The following is a 14,838-nucleotide window of genomic DNA, read 5'->3' on the forward strand; positions in this document are numbered from 1 at the left end:
GTGTGATGAGCGACGAGCCGGTGGTGCGGCTGCGCGGGGTCACCAAGACGTACGGGCCGGTGACGGCGCTCGGCGACGTCGACCTGGACCTGCTCCCCGGCGAGGTGCACTGCCTCGCCGGGGAGAACGGGGCCGGCAAGTCGACTCTGATCAAGGTGCTGACCGGCGCGGTGGCCCGGGACCGGGGCGAGTATTCGGTCGCCGGGGTGCCGCTCGGGCCGCGCCCGTCCCCGGTGCAGACCCGGGACGCCGGGATCGGCGTCGTCTACCAGGAGCTGAGCCTGCTGCCCGATCTCAGCGTGCTGGACAACCTGACCATGGGGCGGTTTCCGCGCCGGCTCCTCGGCATCGTGGACCGGGCCGCGCAGCGGCGCACCGCGCTGGACCACCTGGACCGGGTCGGCCTGGCCGACCTCGACCTGGACCAGCCGGTACGCGCCCTGCCGACCGCCACCCGCCAGCTCGTCGAGATCGCGCGGGTCCTCGGCACCCGGGCCAAACTGGTGATCTTCGACGAGCCGACCACCGCGCTCTCGGAACGGGAGGCGGCGGCCCTGCTGGACCGGGTCACCGCGCTGCGCGACGCCGGGCACACCGTGCTCTACGTGACCCACCGGCTCGAAGAGATGTTCGAGGTCGGGGACCGGGTCACCGTGCTCCGGGACGGCCGGGTGGTGGCGACCCGGCCGATCGCCGAGTACGACCACGACTCGCTGATCCAGGCGATGGTCGGCCGCCCGGTGCAGAACCTCTATCCGGGGGAGCGGCACGAGATCGGCCCGCCCCGGCTGGAGGTACGCGACCTGCGGATCCCCGGTTTCGCCGCACCGGTCGAGCTGACCGTGCACCGGGGCGAGATCGTCGGCCTGGCCGGGCTGCTCGGCGCCGGCCGCTCGGAGATCGTCCGGGCGGTCTTCGGCGCCGATCCCGTTGACGGCGGCGAGGTCCGGGTCGACGGGGCACCGATCCCCGCCGGCTCGCCCCGGGCGGCGGCCCGGCACGGCGTCGCGCTGCTCACCGAGGACCGCAAGGAGTCCGGGCTGCTGCTGGAACTCTCCATCGAGGCGAACGTCTCGATCGCCAGCCTCGGCCGGGTCGCCAGCGGACCGGTGCTGCGCGCCGGCCGGGAGCGCCGGCACGTCCGGCAGGCCGTCGAGGGGCTGCGCCTCAAGTACGGCTCCTTCGACGACCCGGTCACCTCGCTCTCCGGTGGCAACCAGCAGAAGGTGCTGTTGGCCCGCTGGCTCGGCACCGGCGCGAAGGTGCTGCTGCTGGACGAGCCCACCAAGGGCGTCGACGTCGGCGCCAAGGCCGACATCTACCAGGCGATCGCCGAAATGGCTCGGACCGGCATCGCCGTACTGGTGGTCTCGTCGTACCTGCCGGAGCTGCTCGGGCTCTGCGACAGGATCGTCGTGGTACGCGAGCGCCGGATCGTCGGCGAGCTGCCGGCGGCCGAGGCGACCGAGGAGGGAATCCTCCGACTCACCAGCCCGGCGACCTCCGCCGCCGACCTGTCGGCCCCGATGTCCCCGCCAGCCCCTCTGGAGCCCCGATCCCCGCTGGAGTCCCGATGACCCGCGACAGCAACGCGACCCAGGCCGCCGGACCGCCCTCCCCGACCGGGACGGAACCGGCGGCGGAGCAGAGCAGCACCGACCAACCGACACCCACCGGGAAGGGGGCCGCGCCCGAGCCGGAGGTACTCGGGCTGGGCAGCCTGCTCGGCCGGGGCTTCGGCGGCCTGCCGGTACTCGTACTCCTGGTCCTGGGGTTGAGCCTGGCCACCGACACCTTCCTGACCGGCACCAACCTGGACAACCTCGGACGTCAGGTCTCGATCTACGCGATCATCGCCATCGGGCAGCTCCTGGTGATCCTCACCGCCGGCGTCGACCTCTCGGTCGGCTCGGTGGTCGGCCTCTCCGGAGTGATCGCCGCGAAGGCGGTCTTCGACACCGCCGGCAGCGGGTCGGTGCTGCTCGCCGTCGTGCTGGCGCTGCTCGCCGGGGCGGCGATCGGGCTGGTCAACGGGATACTGGTGGCGATCCTGAAGATGCCGCCGTTCATCGTCACCCTCGGCACCCTGGGTATGGCCCGGGGGCTCACCCTGCTCTACACCGACGGCCGGACCATCCAGCCGCTGCCGCGCTCGTTCACCTCGATCGCCGGAGGCGAGTTCCTCGGCGTCGCCAACCTGATCTGGCTGACCGTACTGATCGCGCTGCTGGTCGGCTTCGGGCTGCGCAGGACGGTCTGGGGCCGCTACGTCTACGCGGTCGGCTCCAACCCGGAGTCTGCCCGGCTGACCGGGGTACCGGTCCGGGCGGTGCTGCTCAGCGTCTACGCGCTGGCCGGGACGCTGGCCGCGCTCGGCGGCCTGCTGCTGGCCTCCCGGCTCGGCAACGGGGTGCCGACCGCCGGCACCGGCTACGAACTCCAGGCCATCGCCGCCTGCGTGATCGGCGGGGCGAGCCTCTTCGGCGCCCGGGGCTCCGCGCTCGGTGCCCTGGTCGGGGCGTTGATCGTCGGACTGCTCAACAACGGCGGCACGCTGCTCGGCGTCGACCCGTTCTGGTTGCAGGTGGCGATCGGAGCACTGATCCTGGTAGCGGTGGGGGTCGACCAGTTGCAGGGGCGCCGGCGGGTCCGGCGGGGGGCCTGAGCGATGCTGATCGCGCACGATCTCGGCACCACCGGCGACAAGGCGTCGCTGCACACCGACACCGGCGCGCTGGTCGGCGCGGTCACCGTGAGCTATCCGACCCGGTACGCCCCGCTTGGGATCGTCGAACAGGATCCGGCGCACTGGTGGACGGCGCTGACCGACGCGACCCGGCAACTGCTGGACCGGCACGAGGTGGATCCCGCCGACGTACGGGGGCTGGCGATCTCGGGCCAGATGATGGGCGCGGTGCTGCTCGACGCGGCGTACCAGCCGGTGCGGCCGTCGATCATCTGGGCGGACACCCGCAGCGGTGCCCAGTGTGCCGAACTGGTGACGCGGATCGGGGCGGAGCGGGCGTACCGGCTGCTCGGGCACCGGCTGAACCCGACGTACTCGATAACCAAGGTGATGTGGGTCCGCGACCACGAGCCGGAGACGTTTGCCCGGGTCCGGCACGTCTGCCTGGCCAAGGACTACGCGGTGTACCGGCTCACCGGGAGGCTCGCCACCGACCCGTCCGACGCCTCCTCCACGAACGCGTACGACCAGGAGCGGGGGACCTGGTCGGACGTGGTGCTCGGGGCGGCCGGGCTCGATCCGGCGCTGCTGCCGGAGATCGTCCCCGCCACCGCCGTGGTCGGCACGGTGACCACGGCGGCGGCGGAGGCGACCGGGCTGCGGGCCGGCACTCCGGTGCTGATGGGCGGCGGGGACGGCCCGCTGGCGGCGGTCGGCGCCGGGGTCGTCTCGCCGGCCGACGGCGCGTACTGCTATCTCGGCTCGTCGTCCTGGGTGTCGCTGGCCGCGCCGCGCCCGCTGCACGACCCGGCGATGCGGACGATGACCTTCGACCACGTGGTACCCGGGCACTACGTGCCGACCGCCACCATGCAGGCGGGCGGGGCATCCCTGGAGTGGATCGCCGACCTGCTGGAGCCGGCCGGCGGCGGGGACCGGTTCGACCGGCTGGTCGAGGCGGCCGACACCGCCACGGCGGCCGGGGACGGGCTCTACTTCCTGCCACACCTGCTCGGCGAGCGGTCGCCGTACTGGGATCCGGACGCGGCCGGGGCGTTCGTCGGGCTCCGCCGGCACCACGACCGGGCACACCTGGTCCGGGCCGTGCTGGAAGGGGTGGCGTTCAACCTGCTCACCTGCGTCGACGCGTTCCGCGAGCACGGTGTGCCGGTGGACCGGGTGGACGCGATCGGCGGCGGTGCGGCCAGCGACGCCTGGCTGCGGATCCTCGCGGACGTCTGGGGCGCCACGGTCCGCCGACGTTCCATAGTGGAGGAGGCGAACAGCCTCGGCGCGGCGGTCACCGCGGCGGTCGGGCTCGGCCTGGTCGACGACTTCGGCGCCGCCCGGAATCTCTCCGAGGTCACCGCCGAGTTCACCCCTGATCCGGCCCGGCACGCCGACTACCGGCGACGGCACGCGATCTTCCTCGACGCGTACCGGCGGTTGGAGCCGTGGAACGCGGCTCGTGGCGGCGAGTCAGCGGGCGGCGGGTTGGCGGGCGGCGGGTCGGTGGGCGGCGGGTCGGTGGGCGGCGGGTCGGCGGGCGGCGAGTCGGCGGGCGGCGGGTTGGCGGGCGGCGGGTCGGCATGAGCGGGCGGAACGTGCTGGTCACCTCGCGGTCGTTCTCGTCCGGCTCCCGGGACCTGCTCGGCGAGCTGCGCGCCGCCGGCCTGACGGTGGTACGCGGCCCGACCGACCACCGGCTCGACGAGCTGCGTCCACTGCTTGCCGGAGCCGTCGGCTGGATCGCCGGCACCGCGCCGGTGACCGAGGCGCACCTTGCCGCCGCCCCGCAGCTCGCGGTGCTGGCCCGGCACGGCGTCGGGGTCGACGCGGTGGATCTGACCTCGGCGGCGGCACTCGGCGTCGTGGTGACCAACACCCCGGGGGCGAACACCGAGGCGGTCGCCGACCTGACCGTCGGGCTGCTGCTCGCCGTACTGCGCGGCATCCCGGCCGGGGACCGCCGGGTCCGGGCGGGGGAGTGGAGCGTGTCCCGGGGCCGGGAACTCGGCGCGTCGATCGTCGGGCTCGTCGGGTACGGCCGGATCGGTCGGGCGGTGGGGGAGCGGCTGCGCGGGTTCGGTGCCACGCTGCTCGCGTACGACCCGATGTTGGACGCGGCGGCGATCCGGGCGGCGGGTGCCGAACCGGCGGACCTGGCCGACCTGCCCAGCCGCTGTACGGCAGTATCCCTGCACGCCCCCGGCGGCGGCCGGCCGCTGGTCGACGCCGAGTGGCTGGCCGGGGCCCGGGACGGGCTGCTCCTGGTCAACACCGCCCGCGCCGACCTGGTCGACGAGCCGGCCCTCGCCGAGGCGCTGCGCACCGGCCGGCTCGCCGGGTACGCCGCCGACACCCTCGACACGGAGTCGACCGGTGCCGGTTCGCCGCTGCTCGCCGAGGATTTGGCCGACCGGATTGTAGTGACCCCGCACATCGGGGCGCAGACCGTGGAGGCGATCGACCGGATGGGCTCGCTCGCCGTGGCCGACCTGTTGGCGGTGCTCGGCGGCGCTCCTCCGAAGCATCCCGTCCGGACGGCCGGCGGGCCAGGCTCGGGCTCAGGGTGAGCGGCCGGCGGCGGTGACCAGGCGCAGGCGCGGGCGCAGGCGAGGGCAGGAGGGGGATCAGCGGTGGACGCGAGGGTTGACGGGGCTGGACGTACCGGATCGGTCGACCGGGGGTCGGACGGCGCCGGCTACATGGGTTTCGTCGGGGTGACCACCGGCGGCTCGTCGATCAACCGGGTCTTTCCGAGGTGGGCGGAGATCCTCGGCCTGCCGACCGACCGGCTGGTCGGGCACGATCTGCCGTTGGACGCCGACGACGCGCAATATCGGGATCTGGTCAAGCGGATCCGGGACGACCCCGCGCACCGGGGAGCGCTGGTGACTACCCACAAGCTCCGGCTCTACCAGGCGGCGCACGACCTCTTCGACGAGGTGGACGACTTCGCCCAGCTCTGCGGCGAGATCTCCAGCATCGCGAAGCGGGACGGCCGGCTGGTCGGCGGCGCCAAGGACCCGCTGACCGCCGGCCTCGCCGTGCAGGACTTCCTGCCGGACGATCATTTCGCGGCGACCGGCGCCGAGGTGGTCTGCCTGGGCGCGGGCGGCGCCGGGACGGCGCTGGTCTGGTACCTCGGCCAGCGGGCCGACCGGCCGCGCCGGATCGTCTGCACCGACACCGACCCGAGTCGGCTCGCCCACCTGCGCGAGGTTGTCGAGCGGGGCGGCCTGCCGGCGGACCTCGTCGGGTACCTGCCGGTCACCGATCCCGGCGAGATCGTGGCGCTGCTCGACGCGGCGCCGGACGGCAGCCTGGTGGTCAACGCGACCGGCCTTGGCAAAGATCGGCCTGGGACGCCGCTGCCGCCCGGGGCCCGGCTGCCCCGGAACGGCTACGCCTGGGACTTCAACTACCGGGGCAGCCTGGAGTTCCTGCACCAGGCCATTACGCAACGGGACGAGCGCGGGCTGACCGTGGTCGACGGCTGGCGGTACTTCGTCCACGGCTGGAGCCAGGCGATCGCCGAGATCTTCGACGTACCCGTGGATCCGCCGACGGTGCGGCGGCTGTCGGCGGCGGCCGAGGCGGTGCGGTGACCGGGGTGACGTGGTGAGCTTCGTCCGGACCGTGCTCGGCGACGTGCCGCCGGAGCTGCTCGGGCCGACCGACTACCACGAGCACCTGTTCCAGGTCACTCCTCTGCTGCCCGGCGACGAGCTGGACGACGAGCCGGCCAGCCAAACTGAGACCGGGCTGCTGTTCGCCGCCGGCATCACCGCGATGGTCGAGGCGACCCCGGTCGGGCTGGGCCGCGACCCGGCGGCGGTGGCCAGGATCAGTGCCGCCACCGGGATACGGGTGGTGGCGACGACGGGCGCGCACCGGGAGGCGCACTACGGTCCGGACCATCCGCTGGTCACCGCTTCGGAGGTAGATCTCGCCGCCCGGTTCCGGGCGGATCTGGTCGACGGCTGCCCGGTCCGCGACATCGGATCAAAATCTGGGGGTATGGCGAGCGCGTCGGACGCTTCCGGCGGTGCGGGTGTGGCGCTGGACCCGGAAGGGCGGCCGGTGCGGGCCGGGCTGCTCAAGGCGGGGATCGGGTACTGGTCGATCAGTCCGTTCGAGCGGCGGGTGCTGGGGGCGGTGGCTGCCGTGCATCGGTCGACGGGTGCTGCGGTGATGGTGCATCTGGAGCATGGGAGTGCTGGTCACGAGGTGCTTGACCTGCTGCACGCTGATGGCGTCGAGCCGGGGCGGGTGGTGTTGGCGCACGCGGATCGGAATCCGGACCCGGGGCTGCACGTGGAACTCGCCCAGCGGGGTGCGTACCTCGGCTACGACGGGATGGCCCGGCACCGGGAGCGGCCGGACAGCGCGCTGATCGAGTTGATCGCGGCGGTGTGCGGGGAGGGGATGGCCGGACACCTGCTGCTCGGCGGTGACGTCGCCCGCCGCAGCCGATACGTCGGGTACGGCGGGATGCCGGGACTGGCGTACCTGCCGAATCGGTTCCTGCCCCGGCTGCGAGCGCGACTCGGCCCGGAGGTCGTACGGCAGATCATGGTCGACGCGCCAGCCCGGGTACTCGTCTGGAGCACCACCGCCGACACGGCTCACGCAGGTCGTGGTGGAAAGAATCCGCATCTTCCTGAGGTCCGATTACCGGTGAAGTGAATTACTGCCGATTCATCTGACGGCTTGCCCGGTGGGCCGTCATTTTCCAGGATGATGGCCTGTCCGTCGAAGCTGGACGTACAGGGCTGCCCGGATGGCGGCGAAGGACACGCCTGGCGCAGCCGGGCTGAGGAAACAGACCCGGTGACCGGTTCCAGTAGTCACAGGGGCGCCTCGGCAGGGGCGGACACTAGAGATTCTCAGGCAGCCGACGGCCGACTGCGGTCGGTCTGCCGGTCCGACGAAAGGACTCAGCGAGCAGGCGGAGTGCAAGTACGGTGATCCAGGTCCAGTCGACGGCGATCATCAGGCGTTGGATCAGGCCGCTCGACGGATGGTCGGTTTCCCACGCCGTACCGAAGGTGACGAACAGCGCCATGCCGGCGAGTCCGGTCAGGAGGTCGTACCCGAACCAGGCGCGACCGGTCGGGCGGCCGGCGGAGCGGCGGGCCAGTACGAAGCAGGCGACCGGCACCGACACGAACACCACGATGCCGAGATTGTCGTGCAATACGCCCGGCAAGCTCGTGGCGATCCCGTCCAGCGGCGCACCGGGCGGATAGCCATGGGCCGGATCCATCACGAAGACGCCGGAGAGCAGCAGCCCGAGCCCGAACACGCCCACCGCCAGCGGCCCCCAGAGGTCGGCACGTCCCGGACGCAGCGTGCGGCGCAACCCGACGGCGAAGCCGATCAGCAGCACCCCGGTCAGTACGAAATTGGTGATCTGGATCCACCCGCGCGGGCCGAGACTCAGCGCGCTCACCGGGTGGTACGTCGGGTCGTAGCCGGCCCGGGTGGCGCCGTCCACCAGGAACACCAGGATGAACAGCGGCGGTCCGACCACTCCACACCAGAGCAGCACGCGAGTCAGCCGACGCGGTGACATGTTTCCTCCAGGAGTGATACATCCGGCGTCGAGGCCGGTACGGACAACCGCTCGACGGGCACATCGGCGATCAGCGGGGCGAGCAGGCCCGGTACCACCTGCTCGGCGAAGGCGACCACCGTCCCCGCAGGCATGTCCACCGCCGCGTACTGGCCGTGGCCGGCTGCGGTGGTCGCGGTCAGGGTGGCGAGGCCGAGGCGTCGTTGCAGCACCGACTGGCGCAGCCGCCAGCCGATCACCGCCGGTCGGGACAGCGCCGCCGTACTCCGGCTGACCAACCCGGACCGGACCACCAGGTACTCGCCGACGATCCCATGCCCGAGCGCCCGATACGCCACCACCGCCGCCCCCAGCGCCACCGGCAGCAGCCCCACCCCGACCACCCACAGCCAGGACGGCAGCGCGTCAACGATCCCGCCCAGCCAGGCCAGCAGCCCGGTGACAGCGAGCGTGACCAGCACCGCCCAGCCGAACCGGCGGCGCAGCGCGGCCGGCGGATGCCGACGCGGCGGTACGGCGAACGGGCTGGCCCCGGCATCGAGGTCGAGCATCCGGGCGGCCACCGACCGCGCCACGCCGACCGGGCCGCGCGGCAGGATCGTGGTGGCCGGCGTCATGCTCCAGATCGAGAGCCCCGTCGAGATCACGTTGGTGTCCGCCATCCCCATCCACCGCCAGAGCAGCGGCTCGGAGATCTCGACTCCACGCAGCCGGCTGACGTCCCGGTTCACCTCCCGGGTCCGGAACAGCCCCTGCGACGTACGCAGCACGGCGCCGGTCGGCGTGTCGAGGCGTACCAGCCGGAAGGACCAGTTCTCGGCCACGAACGCGACCGCCATGCCCAGCGCCCCGAGCGCGCCGACGCCGACGAACGCGATCGCACCGGTACGCCACGGGCCGAGGGCCCGCCAGTCGAGCAGCCCGGCGACGAATCCTGCCCCGTCGAACCCGAACGACTGCGCCAGCCAGTAGCCGCCCCAGAGCAGCCCGGCCGCCGTGACCAGCGCCCACACACTGAACACGTTGTAGCAGATCCACGACCAGCGGATCCGGGCGAAGACCCGCTCACCGGGCGCCTCGACGACGACACCATCCTCACCACCACCGGACGCTACCTCCGCCGAGCCACCGGCCAGCAGCTCCCGGCGGAGTTCCTCGGCGGCCGTCCGGGTGACGGCGTCGAGCTGCAACGCCTCGTACCCGGCCGCGCCCGGCTGGCCGACCCCAACCGTCAGCACCCGCAGCCCGGCGAGCCGGTGCCGCAGCCGCGCGGTCGTACTGACGGTGCGGATCCGCTCGCGCCGCAGCGCGCGATTCCGCCGGACCAGCAGGCCGGTGCGAAGTTCCACCAGCTCCTCGGTGAGCCGGTACCGGGTCTTGGCCCAGCGCAGCGTGTCCCGGGCCGCGCCGACAACCCCACCCACGGCCACCGCGAGCACCGGGACCAGCGTCGAGGCGTGCGGCTCGTCGGTGACGAGCAGAGCCAACCCGGCGGGTACGAGCGACAGCAGCGCATACAGCCCGTCGACCCAGATGATCCGGGCGTCGAGCCGCCGCCACGGGATCTCCGCCGCCGGGGTCGTGTCGCCCGCCGAAGCCGTCTCGGACGGTGGAGCCGTCTCGGCCGTCTCGGACGGTGGAGCCGTCTCGGCCGTCTCGGACGGTGGAGCCGTCTCGGGAGCCGGGCTCATGTCGCGTCCCCTGCCGTCTGCCGGACGATCTCGGTGAGCCGTCCGGCGGTCCGCGCGGCGAGGTCCGCATCGAGTCCCACCAGTACGACCGGGCCGCTCGCCGAGGCCGTCGTCACGGTCACCGTGGCCAGTCCGAAGAGCTGTTCCAGTGGTCCCCGGACCGTGTCGACGGTCTGGATCCGGGAGATCGGGGCGGCCCGCCACTCCCGGACGAACCACCCCGACACCGCGTACACGGCCTCCGGAGTGACCTCCCAACCGTGTACGGCGTACCGCCAGGACGGCACCACAACCAGGTACGCCAGCCAGGCCGGTACCAGCACCAGCAGGATCGGGCCGAGCCAGCTCCGCGCGGCGGCGGGCAGCACGGCGTACCCGATGGACAGGAGCGTGACCAGCGGCGCGACGCCGAGGATCACCCGGGTGCTCCACCAGCCGACGGCCCGGCGGTCGACCCGGTGCCGCAGCGGGCGCAACCCCATCGGCCCGGCCACCCCCCCCGGGCCTGGCTCGGCGGGCTCCACCGGACACGGCGGTGCTGCGGTCGAGGCGGTCGGGCTGGTCGGTGCGGTCGGACCGGCCGGGCCGGCGGTGGTCGGGTCGTCCGGGTCGTCTGCCGGGTCCGGGTCCGGGGCGGCCGGCGGTCGGTCGGTACGCGGTTGTTGCTGTCCCATCCCCAGACGTTGCGGTACGGGCCCGGCCGGGCGCCGCTGCCGGTCGGCCATCGGTTCTGGTCGGCTGGCCAGGGCTGTTGGCCGGTCGACCAGACCGGCGGCGGGCCGACCGTTTGTAGTCTCGGCACATGGAGCTGGCCCGACGCCTTCGGTGGCCCGGTCGGGGCCGGACCGCCGCGCCATCCGGGACCGCCTACGCCGTCCCCGGTGATAAGACGCGGCGCACCGTCCGGGACTGGGTCGTGGATGTCGTGCTGTTCGGCCTGGCGGTGCTTGCCTGGGCGTGGACCTGGCGCAGCGCACCGCTGCACTACGTCGACGCGATCCCCGGCTGGATGGTCACGATCGACCCCTGGGTCGGTGCCGTCGGCTGCCTGGCCCTGTGGTGGCGGCGGCGCTTTCCGATCCTCCTCGGCGTCGCGATGGTGCTGGTACTGGCGCTGGCGTCGACCGGGCTGGGCGCGGCCCTGGTCGCGGTGCTCACCGTCGCGGTGCACCGCAACTGGCTGCCGGCGACCCTGGTCACCGTGCTGCACCTGGTGCCCTCGCTGTTGTTCGGCTACGAGAATCCGCCGCCCGGCGTCACCCGGTGGGCGTACCTCACGCTGATCCTGCTGATGTACCTGGTCCCGCTCGGCTGGGGGATCGCGGTCCGGGCCCGTCGGGAACTCATCGCCAACCTGCGTCGCGAGGTCGACCGGGCGCGCGACGAACACCGGCAACGGCTGGCCGGGGCGCGCCGGGCGGAGCGGGAGCGGATCGCCCGGGAGATGCACGACGTACTGGCGCACCGGATCTCGCTGATCTCGGTGCACGCGGGCGCGTTGGCGTACCGGACTACCCAGGCCGACGCAGGGGCGGGTGCCCCGCTCAAGCCGGGAGAGGTCGGCGGGGCGATCGAGGTCATCCGGGACAACGCCCGGCAGGCCCTGGTCGAGCTGGGCGACGTGCTCGCCGTACTGCGGCCGGAGCGGGGTGACCGCAACGACGTCGAGCAGCCGGACCCGGAAGCCGGCACGGCCGAACAGTCGGCGCCGCACCGGTCGGCGCCGCAGCCGAGGCTGGCCGACATCTTCCGGCTGGTCCAGGAGGCACAGGCGGCCGGTCAGCGGGTGGCGTTCGAGATGGTGTGCGCGCCCGGTGCCGCCGAGTCACTCCGGCCGGCGGTGCAGCGTACGGTCTACCGCACCGTCCAGGAAGGACTGACCAACGCCCGGAAACACGCCGGCCAGACCGAGGTGACGGTACGGGTCGAGGTCGATCCCGGCAGCGGTGTCGTCGCCACGATCAGCAATCCGCTGCCGCCTGCGGATGCTCGCCGACGGCTGGCCGATTCCTCCCCGCGTTCGGCCGCCGACCTGCCCGGGGCGGGTGCCGGGCTGACCGGGCTCGCCGAGCGGCTGGCCCTGGACGGCGGGACCATCGAGCACGGCGTGGTCGGCGGGACGTTCCGGCTCTGCACCCGGCTACCCTGGCCGGCATGACTCCGGGCGACGCACCGGGCCGTCAGCCGGCCGCCACGGATGCCGACCTGGCCGCGACAGGTGTCGACTCGCCCGCGCCGGGTGCCGAACCGGCCATCCGGGTACTGCTGGTGGACGACGACGCGCTGGTCCGGACCGGGCTGCGGCTGATGCTCGGCGGGGCGCCCGACATCGAGGTCGTCGGCGAGGCGGCGGACGGTGCCGACGTCGCCGACGCGGTGACCCGGCTGCGCCCGGACGTGGTGCTGATGGACGTCCGGATGCCGCTGCTGGACGGCATCGCGGCCACCCGGGCGATCACCGCCCGATCCGGGCAGCGTCCGGAGGTCATCGTGCTGACCACCTTCGACGCCGACGCGACGATCCTCGACGCGCTCCGCAACGGCGCGGCCGGATTCCTGGTCAAGCACACCGCGCCGGAGCAGATCGTCGACGCGGTACGCCGGGCCGCCGCCGGTGAGCCGGTGTTGTCCCCGACGGTTGCCCGTACCCTGATCGACCACGTGGCGGGCGTCGCCCCGCACCGCCGTCCCGACCAGCGCCGCCAACGGGCCCGGGAGCGGTTCGGGCTGCTCTCCGAGCGGGAACGGGCGGTCGCCGTCGCGGTGGCGGAGGGGCTGTCGAACGGCGAGATCGCCGACCGGCTGTTCCTGTCCGTCGGCACGGTCAAGGCGTACGTCTCCAGCGCGCTGGCCAAGCTCGACCTGGACAACCGGATCCAGCTCGCGCTGCTCGCCCACGACGCAAGCGACGAGTAGGCGGCCCGCGTCCGAGTGCTGACGCGCGGAGAGACAGGCAGGTGACGGTGGGCAGGGGCGAGAAGTGGCCGGACTGGCGGCGGGACGTTTTCGGCGATCCGTACCTGGTCTGGCACGACGGTCCGGACTTCGCCCGGCTGCTGAGCGTCGCCCGGGACGAGCCGGAGGTCGTGGCTCGGATGCTCGGCGTCGGCGTTGCCGCCGCCGACTCGCTGGCGGCCGAGTCGATCGCCGCGCTGGCCGGTGCCGGACTGGCCCCGTCCGGCGCCGAGGCGCTGCTCCGGGCCGCGCTGCCGGCCGCCTCCGGCACGTTCCAGGTCCGGGTGGCCCAGGCCCTGCACGTACTGACCGGCGACGAGTCGTGGGCCGAGCCGGTCGCGTCGGTGCTGGCCGAGGGGGCGCACTGGGGGGAGCGGATCGACGCGGCCACCGCGCTCGCCGGGTTCGCCCCGACCCCGCGACTGGTCGAGGCGCTGGCCCGGGCGGTACGGGACCGGCACTACCTGGTCCGCTACCACGCCGCGAACACCCTGCTTCGGTACGCCGGTCGCCGCACCGACGTCTCCACCCACCCGGCTCTCTTCGCGCTGATCCGCTCGGGCGACGACGACACGGAGCCCGACGCCGAGGTGACGGCGCAGCGCGCCGAGGCCGCCCGCCGACTCTCCGCCGCCGCGCTGTCCCGGCAGTCGGTAGATCCCGACCGGAGTTGAACCCGTCGATCCGTTCGTGCGTGTCTTCTCGCGCGACCAGTGCCCTCCGGCACTGCGACAGACTCAGGAGTACGGATGGAGACACCCGCATGATCCGACGTAATGTCCTGACCGGCTTCGCCGCGCTGGGGATAGCCGCCGCGGTCGGCACTCCGGAGAAGGCGAGCGCACACTCCCCGAGCGCACAGTCACCGGGCGGACATCCCCGGAAGCGGTTCCCCGACACCTTCGACCTGCCCGACGGTTGGATGCCGGAGGGGATCGCGATCGGCGCGCTGCCGTACGCGTACTTCGGCTCCCGGGCCGACGGTTCGATCTACCGGGTCAACCTGGCGACCGGCGAGGGCCGGGTGCTCAGTCAGGGGCCGGGGGAGGGTTTCCCGTCGATCGGGCTGAAGCTGGACGGTCGGGGCCGGCTCTTCGTCGCCGGCGGTACGGCCGGCACCGGGCGCATCGTGGACGCCTGGAGCGGCCGGCTGCTCGGCGACCTCACCTTCACCACCGGTACCAGCTTCGTCAACGACGTGGTGCTGACCCCGCGGTCGGCGTACTTCACCGACTCGCAGAACCCGGTGCTCTACGTCGTGCCGACCGGCCGGCGCGGCGGCGTACGCGGGCTGCCGCTGACCGGGGACATCGTCTACACCACCGGCAACAACGCGAACGGCATCTGCCGGACGCCGGACGGTCGGGCACTGCTGGTGGTGCAGTCCAACACCGGCCTGCTGTTCCGGGTGGACCCGTCCTCCGGGGTGGCCCGGCAGGTGGACCTGGGCGGGGAACTCCTCACCAACGGCGACGGGCTGCTGCTGGAGGGTCGGACCCTGTACGCCGTGCTCAACCGGCTCAACACGGTGGCCGTACTGCGGCTGGCCTCCGACGGCCGCTCGGGGCGGGTCGTCGCGCGGTTGACCGATCCCCGGTTCGACATCCCGACCACGGTCGCCTCGTACGGCAATCGGCTCTACCTGCCGAACGCGCGGTTCAGCACCCCGCCGACGCCGGAGACCACCTACACGGCGGTGGCCATCCCGAAGCCGTAGCGATCGGCCGTACCCGGATTCATCTCCGACGCCGCCGGTGAGCACCCGCTCGCCGGCGGCGTCGCCGTTCGTGCGGCGGCCGTCGGTGGCGGCGCTATCCCGTGCGGCGCCCGTCGGTGTGCCGCCGCGGCGCGGCCGGTTCCGGGGCCCGATCCGGAGGGGTTTGACAGACATCATTAGATGGATTTCTATTGATCGATGGTGATCG

At 73.2% G+C, this 14,838-nt stretch carries 13 protein-coding genes; 10 read left to right on the forward strand and 3 right to left on the reverse strand.

The annotated features are described in order from the left end of the window. The first annotated feature begins 5 nt into the window (after nucleotides 1–5). The 6 genes from ACQEVC_RS17080 to ACQEVC_RS17105 all read left to right on the forward strand — a co-directional run bounded on the left by ACQEVC_RS17080 (nucleotide 6) and on the right by ACQEVC_RS17105 (nucleotide 7,378). Nucleotides 6–1,577 carry a sugar ABC transporter ATP-binding protein gene (locus ACQEVC_RS17080; RefSeq protein WP_432878381.1) on the forward strand — a complete coding sequence of 524 codons (1,572 nt, stop codon included), beginning with the start codon at nucleotides 6–8 and terminating at the stop codon, nucleotides 1,575–1,577. After that, the gene (locus tag ACQEVC_RS17085; RefSeq protein WP_432878384.1) at nucleotides 1,574–2,665 is read left to right on the forward strand and encodes an ABC transporter permease; all 1,092 of its coding nucleotides are present in this window, start codon (nucleotides 1,574–1,576) and stop codon (nucleotides 2,663–2,665) included. The genes ACQEVC_RS17080 and ACQEVC_RS17085 overlap by 4 nt, the downstream gene beginning before the upstream one ends. A gap of 3 nt (nucleotides 2,666–2,668) precedes the next feature. Further along, nucleotides 2,669–4,279 (forward strand): xylulokinase, encoded by a 1,611-nt coding sequence (xylB, locus tag ACQEVC_RS17090; protein WP_432878388.1) that lies wholly within the window; start codon nucleotides 2,669–2,671, stop codon nucleotides 4,277–4,279. After that, nucleotides 4,276–5,262, forward strand: a complete 987-nt coding sequence (locus tag ACQEVC_RS17095) for a phosphoglycerate dehydrogenase (protein WP_432878390.1) — start codon at nucleotides 4,276–4,278, stop codon at nucleotides 5,260–5,262. The genes xylB and ACQEVC_RS17095 overlap by 4 nt, the downstream gene beginning before the upstream one ends. Before the next feature lie 63 nt (nucleotides 5,263–5,325). Continuing rightward, nucleotides 5,326–6,297: a shikimate dehydrogenase family protein gene (locus tag ACQEVC_RS17100; protein WP_432878393.1), complete on the forward strand. Its 972-nt coding sequence runs from the start codon at nucleotides 5,326–5,328 to the stop codon at nucleotides 6,295–6,297. 13 nt (nucleotides 6,298–6,310) lie between these two features. Then, on the forward strand, nucleotides 6,311–7,378 hold the full coding sequence (locus tag ACQEVC_RS17105; protein ID WP_432878396.1) for a phosphotriesterase family protein: 1,068 nt from the start codon (nucleotides 6,311–6,313) through the stop codon (nucleotides 7,376–7,378). Nucleotides 7,379–7,568: 190 nt separating this feature from the next. Here the strand turns inward: ACQEVC_RS17105 and ACQEVC_RS17110 are convergent, their stop codons facing one another. From ACQEVC_RS17110 to ACQEVC_RS17120, 3 genes are read right to left on the reverse strand one after another with little or no spacing between them, the layout of a single operon-like run. Further along, nucleotides 7,569–8,267: a DUF998 domain-containing protein gene (locus ACQEVC_RS17110; RefSeq protein ID WP_432878398.1), complete on the reverse strand. Its 699-nt coding sequence runs from the start codon at nucleotides 8,265–8,267 to the stop codon at nucleotides 7,569–7,571. Continuing rightward, on the reverse strand, nucleotides 8,249–9,958 hold the full coding sequence (locus ACQEVC_RS17115; protein ID WP_432878401.1) for a PH domain-containing protein: 1,710 nt from the start codon (nucleotides 9,956–9,958) through the stop codon (nucleotides 8,249–8,251). Before ACQEVC_RS17115 ends, ACQEVC_RS17110 begins: the two co-directional genes overlap by 19 nt. Continuing rightward, the gene (locus ACQEVC_RS17120) at nucleotides 9,955–10,632 is read right to left on the reverse strand and encodes a PH domain-containing protein (RefSeq protein ID WP_432878404.1); all 678 of its coding nucleotides are present in this window, start codon (nucleotides 10,630–10,632) and stop codon (nucleotides 9,955–9,957) included. The genes ACQEVC_RS17115 and ACQEVC_RS17120 overlap by 4 nt, the downstream gene beginning before the upstream one ends. A 242-nt stretch (nucleotides 10,633–10,874) precedes the next feature. Here ACQEVC_RS17120 and ACQEVC_RS17125 point away from each other — a divergent pair, with 242 nt between their 5' ends. From ACQEVC_RS17125 to ACQEVC_RS17140, 4 genes are all read left to right on the forward strand, one after another. After that, nucleotides 10,875–12,116: a sensor histidine kinase gene (locus tag ACQEVC_RS17125; RefSeq protein WP_432878407.1), complete on the forward strand. Its 1,242-nt coding sequence runs from the start codon at nucleotides 10,875–10,877 to the stop codon at nucleotides 12,114–12,116. Continuing rightward, complete coding sequence (locus tag ACQEVC_RS17130; protein WP_432878410.1) at nucleotides 12,113–12,874, forward strand: response regulator; 762 nt, start codon at nucleotides 12,113–12,115, stop codon at nucleotides 12,872–12,874. The genes ACQEVC_RS17125 and ACQEVC_RS17130 overlap by 4 nt, the downstream gene beginning before the upstream one ends. A gap of 41 nt (nucleotides 12,875–12,915) precedes the next feature. Continuing rightward, complete coding sequence (locus ACQEVC_RS17135) at nucleotides 12,916–13,587, forward strand: HEAT repeat domain-containing protein (RefSeq protein WP_432878412.1); 672 nt, start codon at nucleotides 12,916–12,918, stop codon at nucleotides 13,585–13,587. 89 nt (nucleotides 13,588–13,676) lie between these two features. Further along, a complete protein-coding gene (locus ACQEVC_RS17140; RefSeq protein WP_432878415.1) occupies nucleotides 13,677–14,630 on the forward strand; it encodes an SMP-30/gluconolactonase/LRE family protein in 954 nt (317 codons plus the stop codon). Nucleotides 14,631–14,838 lie beyond the last annotated feature (208 nt).

Source organism: Plantactinospora sp. CA-294935, assembly GCF_050936445.1.
In the GTDB taxonomy this organism is placed as follows: domain Bacteria; phylum Actinomycetota; class Actinomycetes; order Mycobacteriales; family Micromonosporaceae; genus Plantactinospora.

Coding starts and splice junctions, on each gene's coding strand:
- ACQEVC_RS17080 (WP_432878381.1), top strand. CDS start 6: ATGAGCGACGAGCCGGTGGTGCGGCTGCGCGGGGTCACCAAGACGTAC.
- ACQEVC_RS17085 (WP_432878384.1), top strand. CDS start 1,574: ATGACCCGCGACAGCAACGCGACCCAGGCCGCCGGACCGCCCTCCCCG.
- xylB (WP_432878388.1), top strand. CDS start 2,669: ATGCTGATCGCGCACGATCTCGGCACCACCGGCGACAAGGCGTCGCTG.
- ACQEVC_RS17095 (WP_432878390.1), top strand. CDS start 4,276: ATGAGCGGGCGGAACGTGCTGGTCACCTCGCGGTCGTTCTCGTCCGGC.
- ACQEVC_RS17110 (WP_432878398.1), bottom strand. CDS start 8,267: ATGTCACCGCGTCGGCTGACTCGCGTGCTGCTCTGGTGTGGAGTGGTC.
- ACQEVC_RS17115 (WP_432878401.1), bottom strand. CDS start 9,958: ATGAGCCCGGCTCCCGAGACGGCTCCACCGTCCGAGACGGCCGAGACG.
- ACQEVC_RS17120 (WP_432878404.1), bottom strand. CDS start 10,632: ATGGGACAGCAACAACCGCGTACCGACCGACCGCCGGCCGCCCCGGAC.
- ACQEVC_RS17130 (WP_432878410.1), top strand. CDS start 12,113: ATGACTCCGGGCGACGCACCGGGCCGTCAGCCGGCCGCCACGGATGCC.
- ACQEVC_RS17140 (WP_432878415.1), top strand. CDS start 13,677: ATGATCCGACGTAATGTCCTGACCGGCTTCGCCGCGCTGGGGATAGCC.